The sequence below is a fragment of the Pseudomonas sp. BN102 genome (genome assembly GCF_029871245.1).
Lineage (GTDB): Bacteria > Pseudomonadota > Gammaproteobacteria > Pseudomonadales > Pseudomonadaceae > Metapseudomonas.
Genome location: NZ_SSON01000038.1, coordinates 88,801 through 110,940 on the forward strand (window position 1 = coordinate 88,801; position 22,140 = coordinate 110,940).

Annotated in this window: 23 protein-coding genes; 14 read left to right on the forward strand and 9 right to left on the reverse strand. The window is 66.5% G+C overall.

The features are described from left to right. Window positions 1-14: 14 nt before the first annotated feature. The 3 genes from tesB to E8F12_RS06845 all read left to right on the forward strand — a co-directional run bounded on the left by tesB (window position 15) and on the right by E8F12_RS06845 (window position 1,932). Complete coding sequence (tesB, locus tag E8F12_RS06835) at window positions 15-884, forward strand: acyl-CoA thioesterase II (protein ID WP_280324520.1); 870 nt, start codon at window positions 15-17, stop codon at window positions 882-884. Window positions 885-892: 8 nt separating this feature from the next. Beyond that, entirely contained in the window at window positions 893-1,486 is a 594-nt protein-coding gene (locus E8F12_RS06840) for an HAD family hydrolase (RefSeq protein ID WP_280324542.1), read from the forward strand. A gap of 107 nt (window positions 1,487-1,593) precedes the next feature. Then, window positions 1,594-1,932 carry an endonuclease domain-containing protein gene (locus E8F12_RS06845; protein ID WP_280324521.1) on the forward strand — a complete coding sequence of 113 codons (339 nt, stop codon included), beginning with the start codon at window positions 1,594-1,596 and terminating at the stop codon, window positions 1,930-1,932. A gap of 349 nt (window positions 1,933-2,281) precedes the next feature. On the opposite strand, the gene E8F12_RS06850 is transcribed toward E8F12_RS06845, so the two are convergent. The 3 genes from E8F12_RS06850 to E8F12_RS06860 all read right to left on the reverse strand — a co-directional run bounded on the left by E8F12_RS06850 (window position 2,282) and on the right by E8F12_RS06860 (window position 4,570). After that, window positions 2,282-3,154 carry a neutral zinc metallopeptidase gene (locus E8F12_RS06850; protein ID WP_280324522.1) on the reverse strand — a complete coding sequence of 291 codons (873 nt, stop codon included), beginning with the start codon at window positions 3,152-3,154 and terminating at the stop codon, window positions 2,282-2,284. Between the two features lie 68 nt (window positions 3,155-3,222). Continuing rightward, window positions 3,223-4,077 carry a PhzF family phenazine biosynthesis protein gene (locus E8F12_RS06855; protein WP_280324523.1) on the reverse strand — a complete coding sequence of 285 codons (855 nt, stop codon included), beginning with the start codon at window positions 4,075-4,077 and terminating at the stop codon, window positions 3,223-3,225. A 58-nt stretch (window positions 4,078-4,135) separates the two neighbouring features. After that, window positions 4,136-4,570: a DUF411 domain-containing protein gene (locus E8F12_RS06860; RefSeq protein WP_280324524.1), complete on the reverse strand. Its 435-nt coding sequence runs from the start codon at window positions 4,568-4,570 to the stop codon at window positions 4,136-4,138. Between the two features lie 142 nt (window positions 4,571-4,712). Here E8F12_RS06860 and E8F12_RS06865 point away from each other — a divergent pair, with 142 nt between their 5' ends. Next, the gene (locus E8F12_RS06865) at window positions 4,713-5,099 is read left to right on the forward strand and encodes a DUF4345 domain-containing protein (protein WP_280324525.1); all 387 of its coding nucleotides are present in this window, start codon (window positions 4,713-4,715) and stop codon (window positions 5,097-5,099) included. 44 nt (window positions 5,100-5,143) lie between these two features. Here the strand turns inward: E8F12_RS06865 and trmA are convergent, their stop codons facing one another. Next, a complete protein-coding gene (trmA, locus tag E8F12_RS06870) occupies window positions 5,144-6,238 on the reverse strand; it encodes a tRNA (uridine(54)-C5)-methyltransferase TrmA (RefSeq protein ID WP_280324526.1) in 1,095 nt (364 codons plus the stop codon). Then, window positions 6,238-7,530: an NCS2 family permease gene (locus tag E8F12_RS06875; protein ID WP_280289811.1), complete on the reverse strand. Its 1,293-nt coding sequence runs from the start codon at window positions 7,528-7,530 to the stop codon at window positions 6,238-6,240. Before E8F12_RS06875 ends, trmA begins: the two co-directional genes overlap by 1 nt. Before the next feature lie 193 nt (window positions 7,531-7,723). Between E8F12_RS06875 and E8F12_RS06880 the strand changes: the two genes are divergently transcribed. Continuing rightward, window positions 7,724-8,290, forward strand: a complete 567-nt coding sequence (locus E8F12_RS06880; protein WP_280324527.1) for a DJ-1 family glyoxalase III — start codon at window positions 7,724-7,726, stop codon at window positions 8,288-8,290. 147 nt (window positions 8,291-8,437) lie between these two features. On the opposite strand, the gene E8F12_RS06885 is transcribed toward E8F12_RS06880, so the two are convergent. Next, on the reverse strand, window positions 8,438-9,646 hold the full coding sequence (locus E8F12_RS06885; protein WP_280324528.1) for an MFS transporter: 1,209 nt from the start codon (window positions 9,644-9,646) through the stop codon (window positions 8,438-8,440). Between the two features lie 310 nt (window positions 9,647-9,956). Between E8F12_RS06885 and E8F12_RS06890 the strand changes: the two genes are divergently transcribed. The 8 genes from E8F12_RS06890 (at window position 9,957) to E8F12_RS06925 (ending at window position 19,194) form a co-directional block, all read left to right on the forward strand. Then, on the forward strand, window positions 9,957-12,785 hold the full coding sequence (locus E8F12_RS06890; RefSeq protein WP_280324529.1) for a xanthine dehydrogenase family protein molybdopterin-binding subunit: 2,829 nt from the start codon (window positions 9,957-9,959) through the stop codon (window positions 12,783-12,785). Continuing rightward, complete coding sequence (locus E8F12_RS06895) at window positions 12,778-13,317, forward strand: 2Fe-2S iron-sulfur cluster-binding protein (protein WP_280324530.1); 540 nt, start codon at window positions 12,778-12,780, stop codon at window positions 13,315-13,317. The genes E8F12_RS06890 and E8F12_RS06895 overlap by 8 nt, the downstream gene beginning before the upstream one ends. A 2-nt stretch (window positions 13,318-13,319) precedes the next feature. Next, window positions 13,320-14,546 (forward strand): cytochrome c, encoded by a 1,227-nt coding sequence (locus tag E8F12_RS06900; protein WP_280324531.1) that lies wholly within the window; start codon window positions 13,320-13,322, stop codon window positions 14,544-14,546. 14 nt (window positions 14,547-14,560) lie between these two features. After that, on the forward strand, window positions 14,561-15,532 hold the full coding sequence (locus tag E8F12_RS06905) for an XdhC family protein (RefSeq protein ID WP_280324532.1): 972 nt from the start codon (window positions 14,561-14,563) through the stop codon (window positions 15,530-15,532). Window positions 15,533-15,696: 164 nt separating this feature from the next. Next, window positions 15,697-16,266, forward strand: a complete 570-nt coding sequence (locus E8F12_RS06910) for a nucleotidyltransferase family protein (RefSeq protein ID WP_280324533.1) — start codon at window positions 15,697-15,699, stop codon at window positions 16,264-16,266. A 327-nt stretch (window positions 16,267-16,593) separates the two neighbouring features. Further along, window positions 16,594-18,033 (forward strand): cytochrome ubiquinol oxidase subunit I, encoded by a 1,440-nt coding sequence (locus tag E8F12_RS06915; RefSeq protein ID WP_280324534.1) that lies wholly within the window; start codon window positions 16,594-16,596, stop codon window positions 18,031-18,033. 3 nt (window positions 18,034-18,036) lie between these two features. Further along, complete coding sequence (gene cydB / locus E8F12_RS06920) at window positions 18,037-19,044, forward strand: cytochrome d ubiquinol oxidase subunit II (RefSeq protein ID WP_280324535.1); 1,008 nt, start codon at window positions 18,037-18,039, stop codon at window positions 19,042-19,044. Between the two features lie 9 nt (window positions 19,045-19,053). Beyond that, on the forward strand, window positions 19,054-19,194 hold the full coding sequence (locus E8F12_RS06925) for a DUF2474 domain-containing protein (protein WP_280324536.1): 141 nt from the start codon (window positions 19,054-19,056) through the stop codon (window positions 19,192-19,194). A 150-nt stretch (window positions 19,195-19,344) separates the two neighbouring features. On the opposite strand, the gene E8F12_RS06930 is transcribed toward E8F12_RS06925, so the two are convergent. Next, window positions 19,345-20,469 (reverse strand): class I SAM-dependent methyltransferase, encoded by a 1,125-nt coding sequence (locus E8F12_RS06930; RefSeq protein ID WP_280324537.1) that lies wholly within the window; start codon window positions 20,467-20,469, stop codon window positions 19,345-19,347. An 83-nt stretch (window positions 20,470-20,552) separates the two neighbouring features. On the opposite strand from E8F12_RS06930, the gene E8F12_RS06935 reads away from it, so the two are divergent. After that, on the forward strand, window positions 20,553-21,329 hold the full coding sequence (locus E8F12_RS06935; protein WP_280324538.1) for a ferredoxin--NADP reductase: 777 nt from the start codon (window positions 20,553-20,555) through the stop codon (window positions 21,327-21,329). Between the two features lie 125 nt (window positions 21,330-21,454). On the opposite strand, the gene E8F12_RS06940 is transcribed toward E8F12_RS06935, so the two are convergent. Then, window positions 21,455-21,700 carry a cbb3-type cytochrome c oxidase subunit 3 gene (locus E8F12_RS06940; RefSeq protein WP_280324539.1) on the reverse strand — a complete coding sequence of 82 codons (246 nt, stop codon included), beginning with the start codon at window positions 21,698-21,700 and terminating at the stop codon, window positions 21,455-21,457. Beyond that, on the reverse strand, window positions 21,693-22,140 hold a 448-nt coding region (locus E8F12_RS06945), incomplete at its 5' end, for a cbb3-type cytochrome c oxidase subunit I (protein ID WP_280324540.1). The genes E8F12_RS06945 and E8F12_RS06940, both read right to left, overlap by 8 nt.

Consider the following 22,140-nt stretch of genomic DNA (forward strand, 5'->3'; position numbering starts at 1 on the left):
CTGAGGAGATTTCCATGACCCAGGTGCTCGACGAACTGGTCGCCCTGCTGAGCCTCGAGTCCATCGAGGAGAACCTGTTCCGCGGCGTCAGCCAGGACCTGGGCTTCCGCCAGCTGTTCGGCGGCCAGGTGCTCGGCCAGTCCCTCTCCGCCGCCAGCCAGACAGTGGAGGACGAGCGCCACGTGCATTCCCTTCACGGCTACTTCCTGCGCCCGGGCGATGCCAGCCTGCCGGTGGTCTACTCGGTGGACCGGGTGCGCGACGGCGGCAGCTTCAGTACCCGCCGCGTCACCGCGATCCAGAAGGGCCAGCCGATCTTCACCTGCAGCGCCTCCTTCCAGCAGGACGAGGAAGGCTTCGAGCACCAGTTGGCCATGCCCCAGGTGCCGGGTCCGGAGAGCCTCCCCAGCGAGCTGGAAATCGCCCGGCAGAACGCCCACCTGCTGTCCGAGCGGGTGCGCGACAAATTCCTCTGCGCCAAGCCCATCGAAATCCGCCTTGTCACTGCGGAAAACCCTTACGACCCCAAGCCGGGCGAGCCGATCAAGCACATCTGGTTCCGCGCCGACGGCAATCTGCCGGATATCCGCGCCATCCATAAATACGTCCTGGCCTACGCCTCCGACTTCGGCCTGCTGACCACCTCGATGCTGCCCCACGGCGTCTCGGTGTGGCAGAAGTTCATGCAGGTGGCGAGCCTCGACCACGCCCTGTGGTTCCACCGCGACCTGCGCGCGGACGACTGGCTGCTCTACTCCATGGACAGTCCCTGGGCCGGCAATGCTCGCGGCTTCTCCCGCGGCAGCATCTTCAACCGCGCCGGCCAGCTGGTGGCGTCCGTGGCCCAGGAAGGCCTGACCCGTCTGCGCGAGGACTGGAAGTGAGCGTCCCTTTGATCCTGGCGCAGTTCCGCCACTGGGTGTTCGACATGGATGGCACCCTGACCATCGCCGTGCATGACTTCGCCGCCATACGCCAGTCCCTGGACATACCGCCAGAGGACGACATCCTCCACCACCTGGCGGCCCTGCCCGAGGAGGAGGCGAACGCCAAGCATGCCTGGCTGCTGGAGCACGAACGGGAGCTGGCGCAGAACGCCCGTCCTGCCAGCGGTGCCATCGAGCTGGTACGTGAACTCCACCAGCGCGGCTGCCGGCTCGGCATCCTCACCCGCAACGCCCACGAACTGGCGTTGCTCACCCTCGAAGCCATCGGCCTCGGCGACTGCTTCGCCACCGACGACATCCTCGGCCGCGGCGAAGCCCCGCCAAAACCCCACCCCGGCGGCCTGCTGCACCTGGCCGACCGCTGGCAGGTAGAGCCCCGGCGACTGGTAATGGTGGGCGACTACCGCTTCGACCTCGACTGCGGCCGCGCGGCCGGGGCGAGCACCGTGCTGGTGAACCTGCCGGAGAACCCCTGGCCAGAGCTGGCGGACTGGTTCGCGCGCGATTGTGGGGAGTTGATGGGGATGGTGCGGGGTTGAGGAAGGTGTAGAGCAGGAGACGGGGTGCCGGGTGTGGCAGGGATAGCCCCCTCTCCCGCTTGCGGGAGAGGGCGGGGGGAGAGGGAGTAAGCGAGCAAGGAGGCTCAATGGACCTGAAACACAACGCCAGGCAATTGCGCAGCAACATGACCGACGCCGAGCGTCATCTCTGGTATTACCTGCGTGGTCACCGCTTTCTCGGGCTCAAGTTCAAGCGGCAGAAGCCCATGGGGCGCTACATAGTCGACTTCATCTGCCTGGAGTACAGGCTGGTCATCGAGTTGGATGGCGGGCAACACCAGGAGCAAGTGGCGCGGGATGCAGAGCGCGACCGCTACTTCATCAAGCAGGGCTACCGGGTGCTGCGCTTCTGGAACCACGAAGTGCTGGGTGAAACGGACTCGGTACTCGAAGTCATCAGGCGAGCGGTGGTCGAACCGCGTTGACCCTCTCCCCAGCCCTCTCCCGCAAGCGGGAGAGGGGGCGGTCCGTGCCTTGGCGGAAATGCTGAGCTCGGGCACCGATCATCCCCCTCCCGCAAGCGGAAAGGGAGTGGTCCGTGCCTTGGCGGAAATGCTGAACTCGGGCACCGATCATCCCCCCTCCCGCAAGCGGAGAGGGAGTGGTCCGTGCCTTGGCGGAAATGCTGAGCTCGGGCACCGATCATCCCCCCTCCCGCAAGCGGAGAGGGAGTGGTCCGTGCCTTGGCGGAAATGCTGAACTCGGGCGCCGATCAGGCCCCCTCTCCCGCCTGCGGGAGAGGGCGGGGGGAGAGGGTTACGGCGTATCCCATAGCTAAAGCTTCGCCGTGGCAAAGGTATCGCACCGCCCCACTTCCCCACGCTCGAACCCCATCTTGAACCAGCGCACCCGCTGGGCCGAAGTCCCGTGGGTGAAGGAGTCGGGCATCACCTGGCCGCGTGCCCGGCTCTGCAGGCGGTCGTCGCCGATGGCGTTGGCGGCGTTGAGGGCTTCTTCCAGGTCGCCGGGCTCCAGCCAGTCCAGGCGTTTCTGCGCGTGGAAGGCCCAGACACCGGCCAGGCAATCGGCCTGCAATTCCTGGCGCACCAGCAGGCCATTGTCGCCTTCCAGCCGTTCGCCGCGCTGGCGGGCGGCGTTGACCTTGGCGGAGACACCCAGCAGGGTCTGCACGTGGTGGCCCACTTCATGGGCGATCACATAGGCCTGGGCGAAGTCGCCGGCGGCCTCGAAGCGCTGGGCCATTTCCTCGAAGAAGTCCAGGTCCAGGTAGACCTTGCGATCACCCGGACAGTAGAAGGGGCCGACTGCGGCGGAAGCGAAGCCGCAGGCCGATTGCACGCCGCCGTTGAACAGCACCAGGGTCGGGTCCTGGTACTGGCGGCCGGCGGCCTGGAAGATGGCGCGCCAGGTGTCTTCGGTGTCGCCGAGGATGGCGCGGACGAATTCGCGTTCTTCCGGCGCGCCCGTGGGCATGGCCGATTGCTGTTGCGGGTTGACCGAAGCGTTTTGCTGGGTGATCTCGCCGAGTATCTGCAGCGGGTCCTCGCCCATCAGCAGCGCCACGACCACCACTATCGCGATGCCGCCCAGGCCGAGGCTCTTGCCACCGCCCAGGCGCATACCGCCACTCCCCATGCCTCCGGCATCTTGAACATTGTCGCTGCGACGCGCACGTTGCCAGCGCATGATCGCTCTCCCTTCGTTGTGCGAGTGTTCAGTGTTGACGCTGGCGGCAGGTGCCGCCAGCCCGGTCGTCAGCCCAGATCCGCTGGGGCCGCCAGCAGGCGGGCCTGGGCCAGCAACTGCACCTTACCGCCGACCTTCACCCGGTCGTCATCGCCCACGCACACATCGAGCCGGCTCAGCCGGCCGAGGAAGCGCCCCTGGGACAGGGCGAAGGGTTGCCCGTGGAACTCCAGCCCCTGCTCCACCATCCAGGCGGCCACCGGGCCTGCGGCGCTGCCAGTGGCGATATCCTCCACCACGCCCAGCGGGTCCCAGGTGCGGCCTTCGCGGGCCTCGACCTCGATAAGGAAGACGAAGGCTGCACCTATTCCCGCCAGGGCGTCGTCGAGCAATTCGCGCTGTTTCGCCGCGGCGAGGCCGGCGGCGGTCACCGGCAGCAGCAGGTAGGGCAGGCCGGTGCTGACCACCTGGGCGGGGAAGCGGCGGTCGCGCTCGCTGCCGAAGGCGGCGGCGAAGGCGTCGGCACTGGCGTCGTCCAGGACCTGGCCGAACTCGGCGCGGCCCTGGTCCATCTCCGCGTAGAAGCCCTTGCCCTGGTGCCGGGTGGCGATGCGCACCTGCTTCTCCGAAAGGTGCAGCAGCCAGTCGGCAGGCGCTGCGCCGCCGTGCAGGTGATGCAGCAGGGCCGCCGCGCCGAGTATGGGGTGGCCGGCGAAGGGCAGCTCCTCCTCCACCGTGAACACCCGCGCGGAGAAGGCGTTGGGGCCGTCCAGCGGCGCCAGGAAGATCGACTCGAACTGCCGCAGTTCGCGGGTCAACTCCTGCATGGCGGTGGTGGAGAGGCCGCGGCAGTCGGGAAAGACCGCCACGCCGTTGCCGGCCAGCACACGTTCGGCGAATACATCGACTTGCCAGTAGTCCATTTCAGGCTCCAGAAGAAAGAACGGCCGCATCAGGCGGCCGTCGGTGGAGGGAGATCGCTCAGCGTGCAGGATACGCGCTCAGCACGCTCCGCTGGCCGCCCTGGGCCACGCCTATCACCTGGTAGGCGTCGACGCGATCGCCCATCTCCATGCCCGGCGAACCGACGGGCATGCCGGGTACGGCAGCGCCCAGCAGGTCGGGACGGCCGCGCAGCTTCAGCACATCGCTGGCCGGCACGTGGCCCTCGACGAATTTCCCATCCACCACGCCAGTGTGGCAGGAGCCCAGGCTGTGGGGCACGCCGAGGCGGGTCTTGACCGAGGCCATGTCGGATTCCTCGTGGTCGCGGACCTGGATGCCGTTTTCCTGCAGGTGACTGATCCAGGCCTTGCAACAGCCGCAGTTGGGGTCGCGGTAGACATCCATGGTGACGGGCTCGGCAGCCTGGGCGATGCCGGCGAAGAGGGTGGTGAGGAGGAGGAGGGAACGCATGCTGAGCTCCATGCGGCCAGGCAGGCCGGTGACAAAGAAGGGCAGCATAGCGCCGTGCCTCGCAGGCCCCAAGCACAGGTCTGTTTCAGACTGTTCCCCGGCGGCCTATGCTTTTTCCTGCACTCCACGCGAGACCAGAGCGATGCTCTTCACCCGCATCCTGCTCGGCCTGCAGGCCCTGATACTCACAGGCGCAGGCCTGGCCTACTTCATCCGTCCGGAGCTGATGGCCAGCCTCAGTGGCATGCTGCTGATGGACCCTTCTGCGGTCACCGATGTGCGCGCCTACTACGGCTGCCTGCCGCTGGGCATCGCCGCCTTCCTCCTGCTGGCCCAGCTGCGCCTGCAACTGGCGCGGGCGGCGCTGGACCTGCTGGTGCTGGTCTACATCGCCCTGGCCCTGGGCCGGATCGGTGGACTCTGGCTGGACGGCAGCCTGGGGCAGACCTTCAACCTCTATGCGTTGCTGTTCGAGGTGGTCTCGGCGGGGTTGGCCTTTGCCGCGTTGCGCAAGCTGGATGGGGGATAAGGCTGGCGCGGGGGGCTGTCCACCCTACCTATGCCCCGAGCCTTTCAGCGGCGCTCCAGCAGGACGCCCGACTCCATGTGATGGGTATAGGGGAACTGGTCGAACAGGGCGCAGCGCGTGACCTTATGGGTATCGCTCAGCTGCTGGATGTTCGCCGCCAGGGTCTCCGGATTGCAGGAGATATAGAGGATGCGGTCGAAGCGCCGGGTCAGTTCGCAGGTGTCCGGGTCCATGCCGGCGCGCGGCGGGTCGACGAAGACGCTGCCGAACTCGTAAGCCTTCAGATCGATGCCGGCGAGGCGGCGGAAGGGCCGCACTTCGTTCAGGGCTTCGGTCAGCTCCTCGGCGGAAAGGCGCACCAGGGTGACGTTGTCCACGGCGTTGTCGGCCAGGTTGGCCAGGGCGGCGTTGACCGAGGTCTTGCTGATCTCGGTGGCCAGCACCTTGCGCACGCGGGTGGCCAGCGGCAGGGTGAAGTTGCCGTTGCCGCAGTAGAGTTCCAGCAGGTCGTCGCTGCGCTCGCCGAGCGCCTCGAAGGCCCAGCCGAGCATCTTCTGGTTCACGTCGCCATTGGGCTGGGTGAAGGCGCCTTCCGGCTGGCGGTAGCGGAACGCGCGGCCGGCCACGGTCAGCTCTTCCTCGACATAGTCGCGGCCGATGACGATGCGCTTGCCCTTGGAACGGCCCACCAGGCTTACGCCCAGCTCGGCGGCGAGCTTCTCGGCTTCGGCCTGCCAGGCCTCGTCCAGCGGGCGGTGGTAGCAGAGGGTGATCAGCGCATCGCCGGCCAGGGTGGTTAGGAATTCCACCTGGAACAGCTTGAAGGAGAGCACCTGGCTCGCCTGCCAGCCGGCCTTCAGACGCGGCATCAGCTCGTTGATGCGGCGGCTGGCGATGGGGAAGTCCTCGATCAGCACCGGGCTGAACTTGTCGCCGGCCTCGAACATGGCGTAGTGGCGGTTCTCGCCACCGGTCTCGCGCCACAGGCGGAATTCGGCGCGCAGGCGGTAATGCTCGCGGGGGGACTCGAAGATTGCCGGCTCCGGCGCAGCGAAAGGCGCCAGCAGCGCCTTCAGGCGCTGCGTCTTTTCGGCGAGTTGGGCGGCATAGGCCGCCGGGTCGAACTGGGGACGACTCATCAGTGGAAGAAACCCATCTTGATAACAAAGAGCACGGCGAGGATCACCAGGGCCGGGCTGAGTTCCTTGTAGCGGCCGGCCAGGGTCTTGATCGCGGCCCAGGCGATGAAGCCGAAGGCGATGCCGTCGGCAATGGAATAGGTGAAGGGCATGGCCAGGGTGGTGATGAGCACCGGCGCGGCGGTGGTCAGGTCATGCCAGTCGATCTCGGCCAGGCCCGAGGCCATCAGCACGGCGACGAAGAACAGCGCCGGCGCGGTGGCGTAGGCCGGCACGCTGCCCGCCAGCGGCGAGAGGAACAGGGCCAGCAGGAAGAGCACGGCCACCACCATGGCGGTGAGGCCGGTACGGCCGCCGGCGCTGACGCCCGCGGCGGATTCGATATAGCTGGTGGTGGTGGAGGTGCCCAGGAGGGAACCGCCCATGGCGGCGGTGGAGTCGGCGATCAGGGCACGGCCCATCTTCGGCATGTAGCCGTCGGCGCGCATCAGGCCGGCCTTCTTGGCTACGGCGATCAAGGTGCCGGAGTTGTCGAACAGGTCGACGAAGAGGAAGGCGAAGATCACGCTGACCAGGCCGATTTCCAGCGCGCCCTTGATGTCCAGCTGGAGGAAGGTGGGTGCCAGCGACGGCGGCATGGAGAAAATGCCTCCGAACTGGGAGACGCCGAGGGCGATGCCGAAGAGGGTCACGGCGAGGATGCCGATCAGCACGGCGCCGGTCACCTTGCGCGCTTCCAGGGCGATGATCAGGAAGAAGCCGAGCACGGCGAGGATGGGTTCGGGCTTGGTCAGGTCACCGACGGTCAGCATGGTCACGGGGTGGGCGGCGACTATGCCGGCCTTTTGCAGGGCGATCAGCCCGAGGAACAGGCCGATGCCCGCGGCGATGGCCGAGCGCAGCTCCAGCGGGATGCTGTTGATGATCCATTCGCGGATCTTGAAGATCGACAGCAGGAAGAACATGCAGGCGGAGAGGAACACCGCGCCCAGGGCCACCTGCCAGGTGTGGCCCATCTGCAGCACCACGGTGTAGGTGAAGAAGGCGTTCAAGCCCATGCCGGGAGCCAGGGCGATGGGGTAGTTGGCGATCAGCGCCATGGTGGCCGAACCGATGGCAGCGGCCAGGCAGGTGGCGACGAAGACCGCGCCCTTGTCCATGCCGGTTTCGCCCAGGATGGCCGGGTTGACGAACAGGATGTAGGCCATCGTCAGGAAGGTCGTCAGACCGGCCAGTACCTCGGTGCGCACGTTGGTGTCGTGCGCCTTGAGTTGGAACAGCTTCTCCAGCATGTGTGGCTCCCCGTGACGCACAGCGTCATTGTTATGCAGCTGGCAGAAAGAAAAGCACAAATGCACGGCGGCCAGGCGCCATGGACTTTTCTCTGCCAGTCTGAAAAAAGGCGCGCATCATACCAGCTCACCCCGGAGCGGTGAATTTATGACCGGACAGACAGCTTCGGTTCCCGGGGCAAGGAGGACATTCATGACTCATCCCACCCATCCCCATGCCCTGATCGCCGTCGCCGACGGCGTGGAAGACCTGGAAACCGTGACTCTGATCGACGTGCTGCGGCGCGCCGAGGTGAAGACGGTGGTGGCCAGCGTCGAGAACCGGCGCATGATCACCCTGGCCCGCGGCACCCGCTTGACCGCCGACGCCATGCTGCTGGACGTGCTGGCCCAGGACTACGACCTGATCGTGCTGCCCGGCGGCATGCCCGGCGCCCAACGCCTGGGCGAGCACGAGCCGCTGGCCGAGCGGGTGCGCGAGCAGGCTGCCGCCGGCGGCTTCTTCGCCGCCATCTGCGCATCCCCGGCCATGGCCCTGCAACCCTACGGCGTGCTGCGCCAGCGGCGCATGACCTGCTACCCCTCCTTCAGCGACCGCCTGTCCGGCTGCACCTTCGTCGATCAACCGGTGGTGGTGGACGGCAACTGCATCACCAGCCAGGGCCCCGGCACCGCCCTGGCCTTCGCCCTGACCCTGGTGGAACAGCTCTGCGGCAAGGCCAAGCGCAATGAAGTGGCCAAGGCGATGCTGGTGCCCTGAGAGGTGAAGGGCTTTGTCATGGGGGCTCTTTTTGTGGGGGCGATTTCAATCGCTATGCAGGTCGCAGACCTGCCTTGCAGATCTTCAGGGGGCAGCTGCGCTGCCCTTGGCGAATGAATTCGCCCCCACAGAGAGCAGATCGCAGGCTCAGTGCAGCTTGTCCCGCTTGGCCAAGCTGGGGAACAGCTTGATCCACAACCCGGTCACCAGCAGGGTGCCCACCCCGCCCATGACCACCGCCGGCACGGTGCCGAACCAGGCGGCGGTGACGCCGGACTCGAATTCCCCCAGCTGGTTGGAGGCGCCGATGAACAGGCCGTTCACCGCGCTGACCCGGCCGCGCATCTCGTCCGGAGTGTGCAGTTGCACGAAGGCGCCGCGGATCACCATGCTGATCATGTCGGCGGCGCCGAGCACGGCCAGCACCGCCAGGGAGAACCAGACGGAGGTGGACAGGCCGAAGGCGATGGTCGCCACGCCGAACACCCCCACCGAAGTGAACATGATCCGCCCCACATTGCGCTCGATGGGGAAACGCGCCAGCCAGAAGGACATCACCAGCGCCCCCACCGCGGGTGCCGAGCGCAGCAGGCCCAGGCCCCAGGGGCCGGTGAGCAGGATGTCCTTGGCGAACACCGGGAGCAGGGCGGTGGCTCCACCCAGCAATACGGCGAAGAGGTCCAGGGAGATGGCGCCGAGTATGTCCGGGCGGCTGCGGATGAAGCGGATGCCCGCGAGCAGGTTTTCCAGGTTGGCCGGGGCCTTGCTCGCCTGCTGCTGGTTGCTCGAAAGACCGAGCATCAGGACGCAGGCGGCGATGTAGAGCACCGCCGTCGGCCCATAGACCCAGAGGCTGCCGAAGGCGTAGAGCAGCCCGCCCAGGGCCGGTGCGACTATGGTGGCAGCCTGCATGGCCGAGGCCGAGGCTGCCACGGCGCGGGGGAAGAGTTCGGCCGGGACTATGTTCGGCAGCAATGCCTGGGTAGCCGGCATCTCGAAGGCGCGGGCGGCGCCGAGGACGAAGGCCACGAGGAAGATCAGCTCGCGGCTGGCGCTGTCGGTGGCGCTGGCGAACACCAGCACACCGGCCACCACGGCCTGCAGCACCTGGCACAGGGCCGCGACGCGGCGGCGGTCGAAGCGGTCGGCCACATGGCCGGTGTGGAGCATGAAGAGCACACGGGGCAGGAACTCCACCAGTCCCACCAGGCCCAGGTCGAGGACGCTGCCGGTGAGTTCGTAGATATGCCAGCCGATGGCGACGGTGATCATCTGGAAGCCACTCGCCGTGCAGACGCGGGCGAACCAGAAGGCCAGGAATGGACGGTGGTGGCGTAGGAGGGTGGCCGTGGACATGCAAGAAACTGCTTAGGCTGCTATCGATGACGCAGCCTACCACGACCCTTGAAACATTCGGTTGCATCCGCCGAACAGAGCGTTCGATCAGCGGGCGGGATGCGCCGGTCGCGCATTTCTAATTGGAGATTTCTGACTAAAGAGACAGATTTACTCTTTGTCTGCGTCAGGGATTTCGCTAATATTTGACTTTCAAGTCAGATTCACCCTCCGACTATTCTTTCTGACAGCCCTTCCGCATGGCTGGGGCTGGCGGCTGTTTATTGCACAAACACTTGGGCAGGCTCCGGTCGGCCCACGAGGTACGGGTATGTCCACTCCTGAACTGTCCCGCCGCGCCTTCCTGCAAGGCAGCGTCGTAGCCGGTATCGGCATCACTCTGGCGCCGCTCGGCAGCAAGGCCTTCGCCGCGCTGTTCGAGGCGCAGGTCACCAGCACTCCGCAAACCTGGTACACGGCAGGCGGCCAAGCCCGCGGGCGCATCGACGGGGTCAGCAAGGTCTGCGGCGGCAAGGTCTTCGCCCGCGACATCCGCGCCAAGGACATGCCCGGCTGGCCGCAGCAGCAGGGCCACGCGCTGTTGCTCAAGGCGACCCGTGCCGACCAGCTGTATCAGGGCTTCGACCTGTCCATGCTGGACGCTGAGCTCGCACCCGACCGCGTGGTGACCGCCGCCGACCTGACGCGGGACGGCATAGCTTTCCCGGAAGGCCACAGCCCCGACCCCTTCCTGCCCGAGGGCCAGGTGCCGATGTTCATCGGCCATCCGGTGGCGCTGCTGATCTGGAAGGACTTCGACCGTTACCGCCGGGCCAAGAACATCCTCAAGTTCAATGAGAAGGTGATCCGCTACGGCGCCAAAGCCCCGCTCTACCAGCGCGACCCATACGGCAGCTTCCGTTTCGTCCGCGTCGGCGGCGCCACGCCCTTCGACCCGGACACCTTCTCCAGCCTCAAGGACAGCATGCTGTTCCCGCTGATCCGCGAGCGCAAACCCACCTGGGGCGCGGGCAACCCGACCGGCGACCTGACCGCCCAAGGCCTGTTCCACGCCGAGCAGATGCAAGCGACGCTGGCGACCCCGCCGGAAGGCTGGATGGTCTTCGACGAGCGCTACAAAACCCAGTCCATCGAGCCGGCCGCCCTGGAAGCGGACAACGGCAATGGCTGGTACGACGCCGCCAGCGGCACCCTGCATTTCGTCGTCGCCACCCAGTGCCCCTTCGAGGTGGCCGAGCAGGCCGCCCACATGCTGGCGCCGTCGCGCTTCAAGGTCGCGACGCTGAACATGCACCCGGGCTATACCGTGGGTTACGGCTCCAAGGACAACAACATCTTCGTCTTCTACGCCGCCCTGGCCGCGATGTACGGCGACGGTGTACCGGTGCGCCTGGCCAATGACCGCTACGAGCAGTTCCAGAGCGGCATCAAGCGCCACCCCTTCGACATGCACTACCAGCTGGCGGTGAAGAAGGACGACCAGTCCTTCCAGATCTTCCGCGCGCACATGGATGTCGACGGTGGCGGCCGCATCAACTACAGCCCCTCGGTGGCCGCCGTAGGTGCCACCGCCGCGCAGTCCATCTACTACCTGCCGCAGAGCGACCTGGCCGCCACCGCCTACCATTCCCGCGGCGTCGAGGCCGGCTCCATGCGTGGCTACGGCACCCTGCAGACCATGGCCGCCACCGAAATGATGGTGGACGAGGTGGCCGCCCGCCTGGGCGTGGATGCCATCGAGCTGCGCAAGAAGAACGTCTTCAAGTCCGGCATGAAGAACACCCAGGGCGCCATTCCCGCCGGTGCCCTGCGCCTGGACGAGATCCTCGACAAGGCGGCGCAGCACGAGGTCTGGAAGAACCGCGATGCACGCAAGCGCGAGGAAGAGGCCAAGGACCCGGACCACTACTACGGCGTCGGCTTCGCCATCTGCCAGAAAGACTTCGGCACTGGTTCCGAAGCGCCCATGGCCAGCCTGGAGTTCACCGCCGAGGGCCGCGTGAAGCTGCGCCAGATCGCCATCGACATGGGCACCGGCATGGCCACCTCGCAGGCGCTGCTGGTAGCCGACTACCTGGGGCACCCGGCCGACGAGATCCGCACTGGCGACACCGAATGGGCCGAGCTGGCGCTGACCACCAGCGGTAACCCCTACCTGATCAGCCAGGCCGAACAGGACGCCGCGCTGAAGAATCCGCGCTGGGTCGGCAAGCTGGCTTCGCCGTCCTCGGCCACCAACTCGGCCTACTATTCGGGGCATGGCACCCGTGAGGCGGCGCGTATCCTCTTCAACCACGGCCTTTGGCCGGCGGCCCTGAGCATCTGGGGTCGTGGCGAGTACGGCGGCCTGGCCAACCCCTACGTGGTGCGCCGCGAGGACGCCCACTGGGTGGACGGCAAGCTGACCGCCAACGGCATGCCGCCGATTCCCTTCGAGCTGCTGGCGCACAAGGCCCATGAGCTGGGCTTGGTCACCGGCGTCAGCGTGCACGGTTTCAACCGCTGGTCCTGGGCTTCAGGCGAGTTCGACATCGATGGCCGCCGTGAAACGGTCCCGCTCGACGCGGTGGCCGTGAAGTACGGCGACGGTGCCCCGGCGGCGAAGAAGGCGCAGATGACCAGCCACGGTTTCCACCTGCTGAACCGTGTCTCCGTCAGCTACCCGCCGACCCAGCTGAACAACGCCATGGTCACCTACTACAGCCCGGTGGCGACCCTGGTCGAAGTGAAGGTGAACAAGGGCAGTGGTGAGGCGCGAGTGGTCAACCACCATTCCTGGCTGGAGTGCGGCCGGGTGATAGTGCCTGAACTGGTGCGCGGTCAGCTCGAAGGCGGCATCGCCATGGGCATCGGCCACGCGCTGCTGGAAGAGATGCCGCTGTATGAAGGCGGCCCCGGCGAAGGCACCTGGAACTTCAACCGCTACCAGCTGCCCCGTGCCAAGGATTGCGCGGTCTGGACCCAGACCGCCGAGATCCTCCCGCCGCTGTCGCCCAGCGACCCGGCCAAGGGCATTGCCGAGGTGGTGATGATCCCCGTGGTCGGCGCCATCGTGAACGCCGTGGCCCATGCCACCGGCAAGCGCCTGCGCGACCTTCCCCTGACTCCGGCCCGCATCAAGGAGGCCCTCCATGGCTAAGCGCGCACTCAGCATGACCATCAACGGCCAGGCCGTCGGCCCCTTCACCGTGGACGACGACCTGATGATGATCGACTTCCTGCACGAACAGCTGAACCTCACCGGTTCGCGTCTGGGCTGCGGCCAGGGCATCTGCCACGCTTGCGTGGCCATCCTCGACAAGCCGGACGGCACCAGCGAGGAAATCCGCACCTGCATCACCGGCGCGCACTTCTTCGACGGCAAGAAAGTGCGCACCATCGAAGGCCACGCCAAGCGTGATGCCAAGGGCGAAGTCGCCGAGCTGAACCCTATCCAGCAGAAGTTCATCGACCAGTTCGCCTTCCAGTGCAGCTACTGCACGCCCGGCTACGTCAATGCCGCCACCGTGCTGGTGGAGAAGCTCCAGCGCCAGCCGGTCAAGCGCAGCGAACTGGAAGGGGAGATCGAGAACGCCCTGGGCAAGCACATCTGCCGCTGCACCGGCTACGTCCGCTACTACAGCGCCGCGCGCGATGTGGTGGAAGGCCTCGGCCTGGTCAAGGAGGGTTGAAGATGCGCGCGCTTCTACTCGCGGCACTGCTGGCGCCCCTGGCGGCCCAAGCGGCGGACCAGGAACAGCCGGCGGACAAGGCACAGATCGAACGCGGCAAGTACCTGGCCAATGCCGCCGACTGCGTGGCCTGCCACAGCATCGAGGGTGGCGCCGAGTACGCCGGCGGCCTGCCGCTGGTGTCGCCGTTCGGCACCATCTATGGCACCAACATCACCCCGGACAAGGAGCACGGTATCGGCCACTACAGCGCCGACGACTTCTACAAGGCGGTGACCCAGGGCGAACGCAAGGACGGCAGCAAGCTCTATCCGGCGATGCCCTATACCTCCTATCACCTGCTGAAGCGGGAGGACTCCGACGCCATCTACGCCTACCTGATGAGCCTGGAGCCGATTGCCAAGCCGAGCCCGAAGACCGACCTGGCCTTCCCGTTCAACGTGCGCTTCGGCATGACCTTCTGGAACATGCTTTACAAGAACCGGGTGCAGCTACAGCCGGCCGACGGCAAGGGCGAGGAATGGCAGCGCGGCCAGTACCTGGTGGAAGTGCTCGGCCACTGCGGTGAGTGCCACACCCCGCGCAATGCCGTGGGCGCCCTGCAGCAGGACCTGCGCATGAGCGGCGGCGAGCTCCTCGGCTACCAGGCGCCCAGCCTGCTGGCCGACGACCTGGCCGAGCGCGGCTGGACCACCGATGACCTGGCCACCTTCCTCAAGCACGGCATCAGCGCCCAGGGCTCGGTGTTCAACGAGATGTACCCCGTGCTGCACCACAGCACCCAGTACCTGCCCCAGGACGACCACCGCGCCATGGCCACCTACCTGCTTGGCGAACAGCCGCCGGCACCGCGCAAGATCGCCGCGGTGGCCGAGGACAAGCTGGGCGAAAGCGCCGCCCGCGGGCGCCAGGACTACCTGAATGTCTGCGCCGGCTGCCACGGCGCGGCGGGGGAGGGCGTGCCCCATGTGGCGGTAGCGATGAACGGCAACACCACCTTGCGCCTGGCTGATTCGCGCAACCTGCTGCGGGTCGTCGACGACGGCATCCGCGAGCAGCAGTTCACCGGCTTCGAACGGATGCAGCCGATGCCGGGCTTCAGGGATAAACTCGACGACAGTCAGATGCGCAACCTGCTCAACTACCTGCGCCAAACCTGGGGCGGCCTCGACAGCGAGGTGACTCCGGATCAGGTGGCCGAGCTGCGCGGCGAAGTCCAATCCCACTAACGGCGAGTTTTCCCATGCAACACCTTGATCAGCTGGTGGTGCGCAAGGCCCTGGAATGGTCGAGTTCCGGCCAGCGTGTGTGGCTCTGTACCGTGCTTGCCACCTACGGCTCGGCGCCCCGCGCGCCGGGCTCGCTGCTGGCGGCCAATGCGTCCGGCCACTGGATCGGCTCGCTGTCCGGCGGCTGCGTGGAGGATGATTTCCTCGAACGCCTGGCCGCCGGCGCCTTCCCCGAGCCCGTCCAGCAGGTGCGCTACGGCGACGGTAGCGACGAGCGCTCGCAGATCCGCCTGCCCTGCGGCGGCGTGCTGGAAGTGCTGGTGGAGAACCTGCCGTCCGACTGCGACGTTCAGGCCCACCTGCGCGAGCTGGAAAGCGCCCTGGCCGGCCAGCGCCGACTGATTCGCGAAGTCTCGCTGCCCGATGGCGCGCGCCGGTTATTGCCGGACCACGCGCAGGGCCCCCGGGTGGAGCGCCTGGGCGATCTGCTGCGCCTGCGCGTCGGCGCGGCCCAGCGCCTGCTGCTGGCGGGCTATTCCACGGTGGCCCAGGTTTGCGCCGAGTTCGGCCAGAGCCTGGGCTTCGAAGTGGTGCTCTGTGACCCCCGCGAGGAAGCGCTGCAGGGCGTCGAACTGCCCGGCGTGGAAATCCGCCGCGAACTGCCCTCGGAATTCATCCGCCTGGGCGGCTGCCATGCCGATACCGCCGTGGTCGCCCTGACCCACGACCCGAAGATCGACGACCTGGCCATGATCGAGGCCGTGCGCACCGAGGCCTTCTACATCGGCGTGATGGGCTCCATGGCCACCAGCAGCAAACGCCTCGAGCGCCTGCGCCGGGTCGGTGGGCTGAATGAACTGGAAATCGCCCGCATCATCGCCCCCATTGGCCTCAACCTGGGCAGCAAGACCCCGTCCGAGATCGCCCTGGCGGTGCTGGCGGATATCCTGCGGGTGCGCAATGGCATTGCCCGTGAGCGGGTCTGACGGCGGGCTTGCGTGGCCGATGTCTTCCCTTGTGGGGGCGAATTCATTCGCTAAGGGCAGCGCAGCTGACCCCTGTAATCCCACAGGGCAGACCTGCGGTCTGCATAGCGAATGAATTCGCCCCCACATCGTTCGATCCGTCCGCCTTCCACCGGAGCTGACTGATGCCCTCCATCCCCGCCCTGATCCTCGCCGCCGGCTTCGGCAGCCGCTTCGGCAGCGACAAGCGCCGCGCCACCCTGGCCGACGGTCGCACCCTGCTGGCCGCCAGCCTGGAAGGCGCGCTGCGGGTGTTCGACGACGTGCACCTGGTACTGCGCCCGGAGGATGACCCGACCGCGCTGGGGCTGCCGGGCGGCTGCCGCATCATCCTTTGCGAAGATGCCGGGCAGGGCATGGGCCATAGTCTGGCAGCGGGTGTGCGGGCGTTATCCACAGACCCGGCCGAGGCCATCGCCGTGCTGCTCGGTGACATGCCCTGGATCGCCGAATCCAGCCTGCGCGCCCTGGTGGCCAAGGCGGCGACTGGGCGCATCGTCTTTCCTGTCCATCAGGGCGAACGTGGCCACCCGGTGCTGTTTGGTCACGCTTTCTGGCCCGAACTTCAGGGCCTGACCGGCGACGAAGGCGCGCGCCGGGTGCTGCGCGCCCACGCGTCAGCTTGGGTAGCGGTGGACGTGGATGATCCGGGCGTACTGCGCGACGTGGATGCACCCGAGGCACTGGATTCGTAGGGTGGATCGCGCTTCATCGATCCACCCGCGAGGCCGGGTTCGCGCACATAGCTGATCCAATCTCACCCCCTTCATCGTCTGCGGCCGACAGCCGCGCGGCAACCCGCCGCGCGACAATGGACCACAGCTTGCAAACTGCCGCGAGCGGCTAATCTCTAGGCATTGCTTGATCCACGTCAAAATACCGGGCGCGGATTTGTGAAGGGCCGACTTGGCCCGCATCCAGTCGCAGCAGACCCCAGAAGAACAATTCGGCCCTGCCTGGCCCCAGACCCCATGGAGCCGCGCGTGGGGCATACCCGTATCAACCTGATTAGAGGAATCGCCATGTTCGGATTGGAGGCTCTCGATCTCGCCCGAATGCAGTTCGCCTTCACCGTGTCCTTCCACATCATCTTTCCGGCCATCACCATTGGCCTGGCCAGCTACCTCGCGGTGCTGGAAGGGTTGTGGCTGAAGACCGGGCAGGAGGTCTACCGCGACCTCTATCACTTCTGGTCGAAGATATTCGCCGTCAACTTCGGCATGGGCGTGGTCTCCGGCCTGGTCATGGCCTACCAGTTCGGCACCAACTGGAGCGCTTTCTCCGACTTCGCAGGCAGTGTCACCGGGCCGCTGCTGACCTACGAGGTGCTCACCGCCTTCTTCCTCGAGGCCGGCTTCCTTGGCGTCATGCTGTTCGGCTGGAACCGCGTGGGGCCGAACCTGCACTTCTTCGCCACGGTGATGGTGGCCATCGGCACCATCATCTCCACCTTTTGGATCCTCGCCTCCAACAGCTGGATGCAGACCCCCCAGGGCCACGAGATCATCGACGGCCGCGTGGTGCCTGTGGACTGGCTAGCGGTGATCTTCAACCCGTCCTTCCCCTACCGCCTGCTGCACATGGCCACGGCGGCCTTCCTCGCCACCGCCTTCTTCGTCGGCGCGTCGGCGGCCTGGCACCTGCTGCGCGGCCGAGACAACCCGGCAATCCGCAAGATGCTCTCCATGGCCATGTGGATGGCCCTGCTGGTGGCCCCGGTGCAAGCCTTCATCGGCGACCTGCACGGGCTCAACACCCTCAAGCACCAGCCGGTGAAGATCGCCGCGATGGAAGGCCACTGGGACAACAGCAGCGGCGAGGCCACCCCGCTGATCCTCTTCGGCTGGCCGGACATGGAGCGCGAGGAAACCCGCTTCAAGGTGGAGGTTCCCTACCTCGGCAGCCTGATCCTGACCCACAGCCTGGACAAGCAGGTACCGGCTCTGAAGGAGTTCTCCAAGGAGGACCGCCCGAACTCCACCGTGGTCTTCTGGTCCTTCCGCATCATGGTCGCCCTCGGCCTGCTGATGATCCTGGCCGGCGTCTGGAGCCTGTGGCTGCGCTGGCGCGGCGGGCTGTTCCGCTCGCGGCCCTTCCTCTACCTCTGCCTGTGGATGGGGCCCTCGGGGCTGATCGCCATCCTCGCCGGCTGGTTCACCACCGAGATGGGGCGCCAGCCCTGGGTGGTCTACGGGCTGATGCGCACTGCCGACGCGGTATCCAACCAGAGCGTGACCCAGATGAGCCTGACCCTGGTGACCTTCGTGGTGGTGTACTTCCTGCTCTTCGGCGCGGGCCTCGGCTACATGATGCGTCTGGTGCGCAAAGGCCCGGTCACCGACGAAGGCAAGGAACAAGGCATCGGCGGCCCCGGCCAGCACCGCACCCCCGCGCGCCCGCTCTCCGCGACCGAAGAGGGCATGGACGATGACGACACTGCTGTAACCGAGGGGAGGAACTGAACCATGGGCGTCGACCTTTCGCTGATCTGGGCCATCATCATCATCTTCGGCGTGATGATGTACGTGGTGATGGACGGTTTCGACCTGGGCATCGGCATCCTCTTCCCCTTCGTCAAGGACGATGGCGAGCGCGATGTGATGATGAACACCGTGGCACCGGTCTGGGACGGTAACGAGACCTGGCTGGTGCTGGGCGGCGCGGCGCTGTTCGGCGCCTTTCCCCTGGCCTACTCGGTGGTGCTCTCCGCCCTCTACCTGCCGCTGATCCTGATGCTCCTGGGGCTGATCTTCCGTGGGGTGGCCTTCGAGTTCCGCTTCAAGGCCCGGCCGGACAAACGCCACCTGTGGGACAAGGCCTTCATCGGCGGCTCCATCGCCGCCACCTTCTTCCAGGGCGTGGCGCTCGGCACCTACATCGAAGGCCTCCCGGTGGTGGACCGCGCCTTTGCCGGCGGCTCACTGGACTGGCTGGCGCCTTTCCCGCTGTTCTGCGGCCTGGGCCTGATCGCCGCCTATGCGCTGCTCGGCTGCACTTGGCTGATCATGAAGACCGAAGGCCGCCTGCAACAGCAGATGCACGACCTGGCGCGGCCGCTGGTGCTGGTGTTGCTCGGCATCACCGGTATCGTCAGCATCTGGACCCCGCTGGCCCATGCCGATATCGCCGAGCGCTGGTTCAGCCTGCCCAACCTGTTCTGGTTCATGCCGGTGCCGATCCTGGTGCTGGTGTGCACCTGGGCGCTGCTGCGCGCGGTGGCGAACAACGCCCACCATGCGCCCTTCGTGCTGACCCTGGTGCTGATCTTCCTCGGCTACAGCGGCCTCGGCATCAGCCTTTGGCCCAACGTGGTGCCGCCGTCCATCTCCATCTGGGACGCGGCTGCGCCGCCGCAGAGTCAGGGCTTCATGCTGGTGGGCGCGCTGTTCATCATCCCCTTCATCCTGATGTACACCGCCTGGAGCTACTACGTGTTCCGCGGCAAGGTGACCCAGGAAGACGGTTACCACTAGGAGCGGCCTGTGGATAAGCCCGAGAACAAACCCCTGTGGCAGCGCCTGGGCTGGCTGGTGGGCATCTGGGCCCTCAGCGTGCTGGCCCTCGGCGCGGTGGCCTACCTGTTGCGTATGGTGATGACGGCGGCGGGGTTGAGTACGCACTGAGCCTGTCTGCGGTGCTGAACGGCTTTCCTGTAGGGGCGAATTCATTCGCCAAGGGCAGCTCTGCTGCCCTTATTGGCGGTGCAAGGCAGGCCTTCTCGGCCTGCTTGGCGAATGAATTCGCCCCTACACATGTTTGCACCAGCCTGCTTGCTACTTGGTCGCCTTCAACACCACGAACTTCGGCGTCGCCGCCACCTGCTCCACGCCGCGGAACAAGCGCTTGAGCTTGGCGTGGTAGCCCAGGTGGCGGTTGCCCACTATCCACAGCTCGCCACCCTTCACCAGGGCATTGCGCGCCTGGACGAACATGCGCCAGGCGAGGAAGTCGCCCACCACCTGCTGCTGATGGAAGGGCGGATTGCACAGCACCAGGTCCAGGGAGTGCGCCGGCTGTTCCGTCAGGCCGTCGCCGGCGCGGATATTCGCCGGGCGCTCGCCCAGGGCCGCCCGCCAGTTCTCCTTCGCCGACTGCACGGCCATATAGGACTCGTCCACCAGGGTCATCTCCGCCTGGGGGTTGATCTGGGCGTAGGCGATGCCCAGCACCCCGTTGCCGCAACCCAGGTCCGCCGCGCGGACGGCCGCCAGGCTGCGCGGCAGGTGCGGGAGGAAGGCGCGGGTACCGATATCCAGGCCTTCGCGGCAGAACACATTGGCGTGGTTGGTCAGGGTCAGGCGCGGCTGATCCAGTTGGTACCGCGTGGGGTAGGGCGAGGCCACGGCGGGCTTATCCACAGGCGTGGCGATCAGCAGGCGGGCCTTCTTCACCGCGAGTGAGGGCTGCATCGGGCCGATGTACTTCTCCAGCAGGTCGCCGGCGGCGTGGGGCAGGTGCTTGACCATGCCGGCGGCGACCACCGTGGCGCCCGGGGCCAATTGGCCATGCAGGCGGATCAGCTGCTCTTCCAGCAAGGACAGAGTCTTGGGCACGCGGATCAGCACCCGGTCGAACGGACCGTCAGCCCGCTCGCTGGCGGGCACGAAGCGCACCGCTGCATCGTCCAGGCCATTGCGCGCCAGGTTGCGCTGCAGGGCGATATGCCCCAGGTGCGAATCGCCGCTGCTGGTAACGCTGGCGCAGGACGCCAGGCTGGCGGCCAGGGCGCCGAAGCTGTCGTTCAGTACCAGGACGCGCGTGTCGGCCGTGACGCCCTGCTCGTGCAGCTGGTTGAGCAGGTACTCGTCGGCGGCGTCGAAGGCTTGCAGCGGGTCGTCCTGCTGCTCGGGTTGACGAATGAGATCGAGCTGGGCGAAAGGCGTAGTGAATATAGGCATAAGAACCGGCGGTGTTTCTGAAGGCCGCTTTGCGAGACACTGGAGCGGTCTTGGAAAGAATCGGAAAAGGATGGGAGCGGAGTATGACCGCCAGCGAAGAGAAGTTCACCCGTCAGACCCTGCTGGATGTGCAGACCCTGACGCCCAGCCTGTTCACCCTGCGCACCACCCGCGATGCGGGCTTTCGCTTCCGCGCCGGGCAATTCGCCCGCCTGGGGGTGACCAAGGCTGATGGCAGCACCGTCTGGCGCGCCTATTCGATGGTGTCGGCGCCTTATGACGAACACCTGGAGTTCTTTTCCATCGTCGTTCCGGAGGGTGAATTCACCAGTGAGCTGTCCCGCCTGAAGGAAGGCGACACCCTGATGGTGGACAAGCAATCGTTCGGCTTCCTCACCCTCGACCGCTTCATCGACGGCCGCGACCTCTGGTTGCTGGCCACCGGCACGGGGCTCGCGCCTTTTCTTTCGATCCTCCAGGACCTGGAGGTCTGGGAGCGCTTCGAGCGCATCATCCTTGTCTACAGCGTGCGCCATTCCGCTGAACTGGCTTATCAGGAGCTGATCGCCGAGCTCAAGGACAAGGAGTACCTGGAGGGGGTGGCGGACAAGCTGCTGTTCATCCCGGTGGTCACCCGCGAAGAAGTGCCCGGTGCGCTGCACGGGCGCATCACCACCTTGATCGAGAACGGTGAGCTCGAGCTCGCCGCTGGCCTGGAACTGACCCCGGAGCATTCCCGGGTGATGCTCTGCGGCAACCCGCAGATGATCGATGACACCCGCGCCGTGCTGAAGGCCCGCGACATGCACCTGAGCCTGAGCCGCCGGCCGGGGCAGGTGGCGGTGGAGAATTACTGGTAGGGACGCAAAGCGGCCCCGTAGGTTGGTGCTGAGCATAGCGAAGCCCAACAATCCCGGGCACCGGGACTTCGCCTGTTGGGCTTCGCAGGCTCAGCACCAACCTACAATCAAAGTCCTGCGCTGGCTCAAGCCTCTAGCTCTACCCGTCTCGCACAACTCCCATCACACCTTCCCGGACAACTGCACCCCGTGCTGCTGCGGCCGGTGGCGCGTTCCATGCGGCGGGCGACGGGCTCGTCATCGGCAAATGGCAGCATGGTGGCTTCGTCCAGCTGGCGCTGGCTCCTGCCCCCCAGGCTGGTCTGGGTGGCGAGGTAGAAGAAGGCCAGGGCACTCAGGCTGAGCAGGGCGTAGGCGCTTTCGCTATCCATGGGCCACCGCCTGCGGCACGGCTTCTGTGGTGCTGGCATTGCCCACCCGCACTGTGCGCCAGGTGTTCCAGGCCATGAGGAACATGCCGGTGAGGAAGAACACGCCGCCGATCATGCGGACCACGAAGCCCGGATGGCTGGCCTCCAGCGCCTCGACGAAGGAGTAGGTCAGGGTGCCGTCCTCGTTGACCGCGCGCCACATCAGGCCCTGGGTGATGCCGTTGACCCACATCGAGGCGATGTACAGAACGGTGCCGATGGTGGCGAGCCAGAAGTGCGCGTTGATCAGGCCGACGCTGTGCATCTGCGCGCGGCCCCAGAGGCGCGGAATCAGGTGGTAGAGCGAGCCGATGGTGATCATCGCAACCCAGCCCAGGGCCCCGGCATGGACGTGGCCGATGGTCCAGTCGGTGTAGTGGGAGAGGGCGTTGACGGTCTTG

Excerpts from the sequence above, each read along its gene's own strand:
- E8F12_RS06930 (WP_280324537.1), bottom strand. The coding sequence starts at position 20,469 with ATGCCTATATTCACTACGCCTTTCGCCCAGCTCGATCTCATTCGTCAA.
- E8F12_RS06895 (WP_280324530.1), top strand. The coding sequence starts at position 12,778 with ATGGCTAAGCGCGCACTCAGCATGACCATCAACGGCCAGGCCGTCGGC.
- E8F12_RS06880 (WP_280324527.1), top strand. The coding sequence starts at position 7,724 with ATGACTCATCCCACCCATCCCCATGCCCTGATCGCCGTCGCCGACGGC.
- cydB (WP_280324535.1), top strand. The coding sequence starts at position 18,037 with ATGGGCGTCGACCTTTCGCTGATCTGGGCCATCATCATCATCTTCGGC.
- trmA (WP_280324526.1), bottom strand. The coding sequence starts at position 6,238 with ATGAGTCGTCCCCAGTTCGACCCGGCGGCCTATGCCGCCCAACTCGCC.
- E8F12_RS06900 (WP_280324531.1), top strand. The coding sequence starts at position 13,320 with ATGCGCGCGCTTCTACTCGCGGCACTGCTGGCGCCCCTGGCGGCCCAA.
- E8F12_RS06935 (WP_280324538.1), top strand. The coding sequence starts at position 20,553 with ATGACCGCCAGCGAAGAGAAGTTCACCCGTCAGACCCTGCTGGATGTG.
- E8F12_RS06845 (WP_280324521.1), top strand. The coding sequence starts at position 1,594 with ATGGACCTGAAACACAACGCCAGGCAATTGCGCAGCAACATGACCGAC.
- E8F12_RS06905 (WP_280324532.1), top strand. The coding sequence starts at position 14,561 with ATGCAACACCTTGATCAGCTGGTGGTGCGCAAGGCCCTGGAATGGTCG.
- E8F12_RS06855 (WP_280324523.1), bottom strand. The coding sequence starts at position 4,077 with ATGGACTACTGGCAAGTCGATGTATTCGCCGAACGTGTGCTGGCCGGC.
- E8F12_RS06910 (WP_280324533.1), top strand. The coding sequence starts at position 15,697 with ATGCCCTCCATCCCCGCCCTGATCCTCGCCGCCGGCTTCGGCAGCCGC.
- E8F12_RS06875 (WP_280289811.1), bottom strand. The coding sequence starts at position 7,530 with ATGCTGGAGAAGCTGTTCCAACTCAAGGCGCACGACACCAACGTGCGC.
- E8F12_RS06940 (WP_280324539.1), bottom strand. The coding sequence starts at position 21,700 with ATGGATAGCGAAAGCGCCTACGCCCTGCTCAGCCTGAGTGCCCTGGCC.
- E8F12_RS06915 (WP_280324534.1), top strand. The coding sequence starts at position 16,594 with ATGTTCGGATTGGAGGCTCTCGATCTCGCCCGAATGCAGTTCGCCTTC.
- E8F12_RS06865 (WP_280324525.1), top strand. The coding sequence starts at position 4,713 with ATGCTCTTCACCCGCATCCTGCTCGGCCTGCAGGCCCTGATACTCACA.
- E8F12_RS06860 (WP_280324524.1), bottom strand. The coding sequence starts at position 4,570 with ATGCGTTCCCTCCTCCTCCTCACCACCCTCTTCGCCGGCATCGCCCAG.
- E8F12_RS06890 (WP_280324529.1), top strand. The coding sequence starts at position 9,957 with ATGTCCACTCCTGAACTGTCCCGCCGCGCCTTCCTGCAAGGCAGCGTC.
- E8F12_RS06850 (WP_280324522.1), bottom strand. The coding sequence starts at position 3,154 with ATGCGCTGGCAACGTGCGCGTCGCAGCGACAATGTTCAAGATGCCGGA.
- tesB (WP_280324520.1), top strand. The coding sequence starts at position 15 with ATGACCCAGGTGCTCGACGAACTGGTCGCCCTGCTGAGCCTCGAGTCC.
- E8F12_RS06885 (WP_280324528.1), bottom strand. The coding sequence starts at position 9,646 with ATGTCCACGGCCACCCTCCTACGCCACCACCGTCCATTCCTGGCCTTC.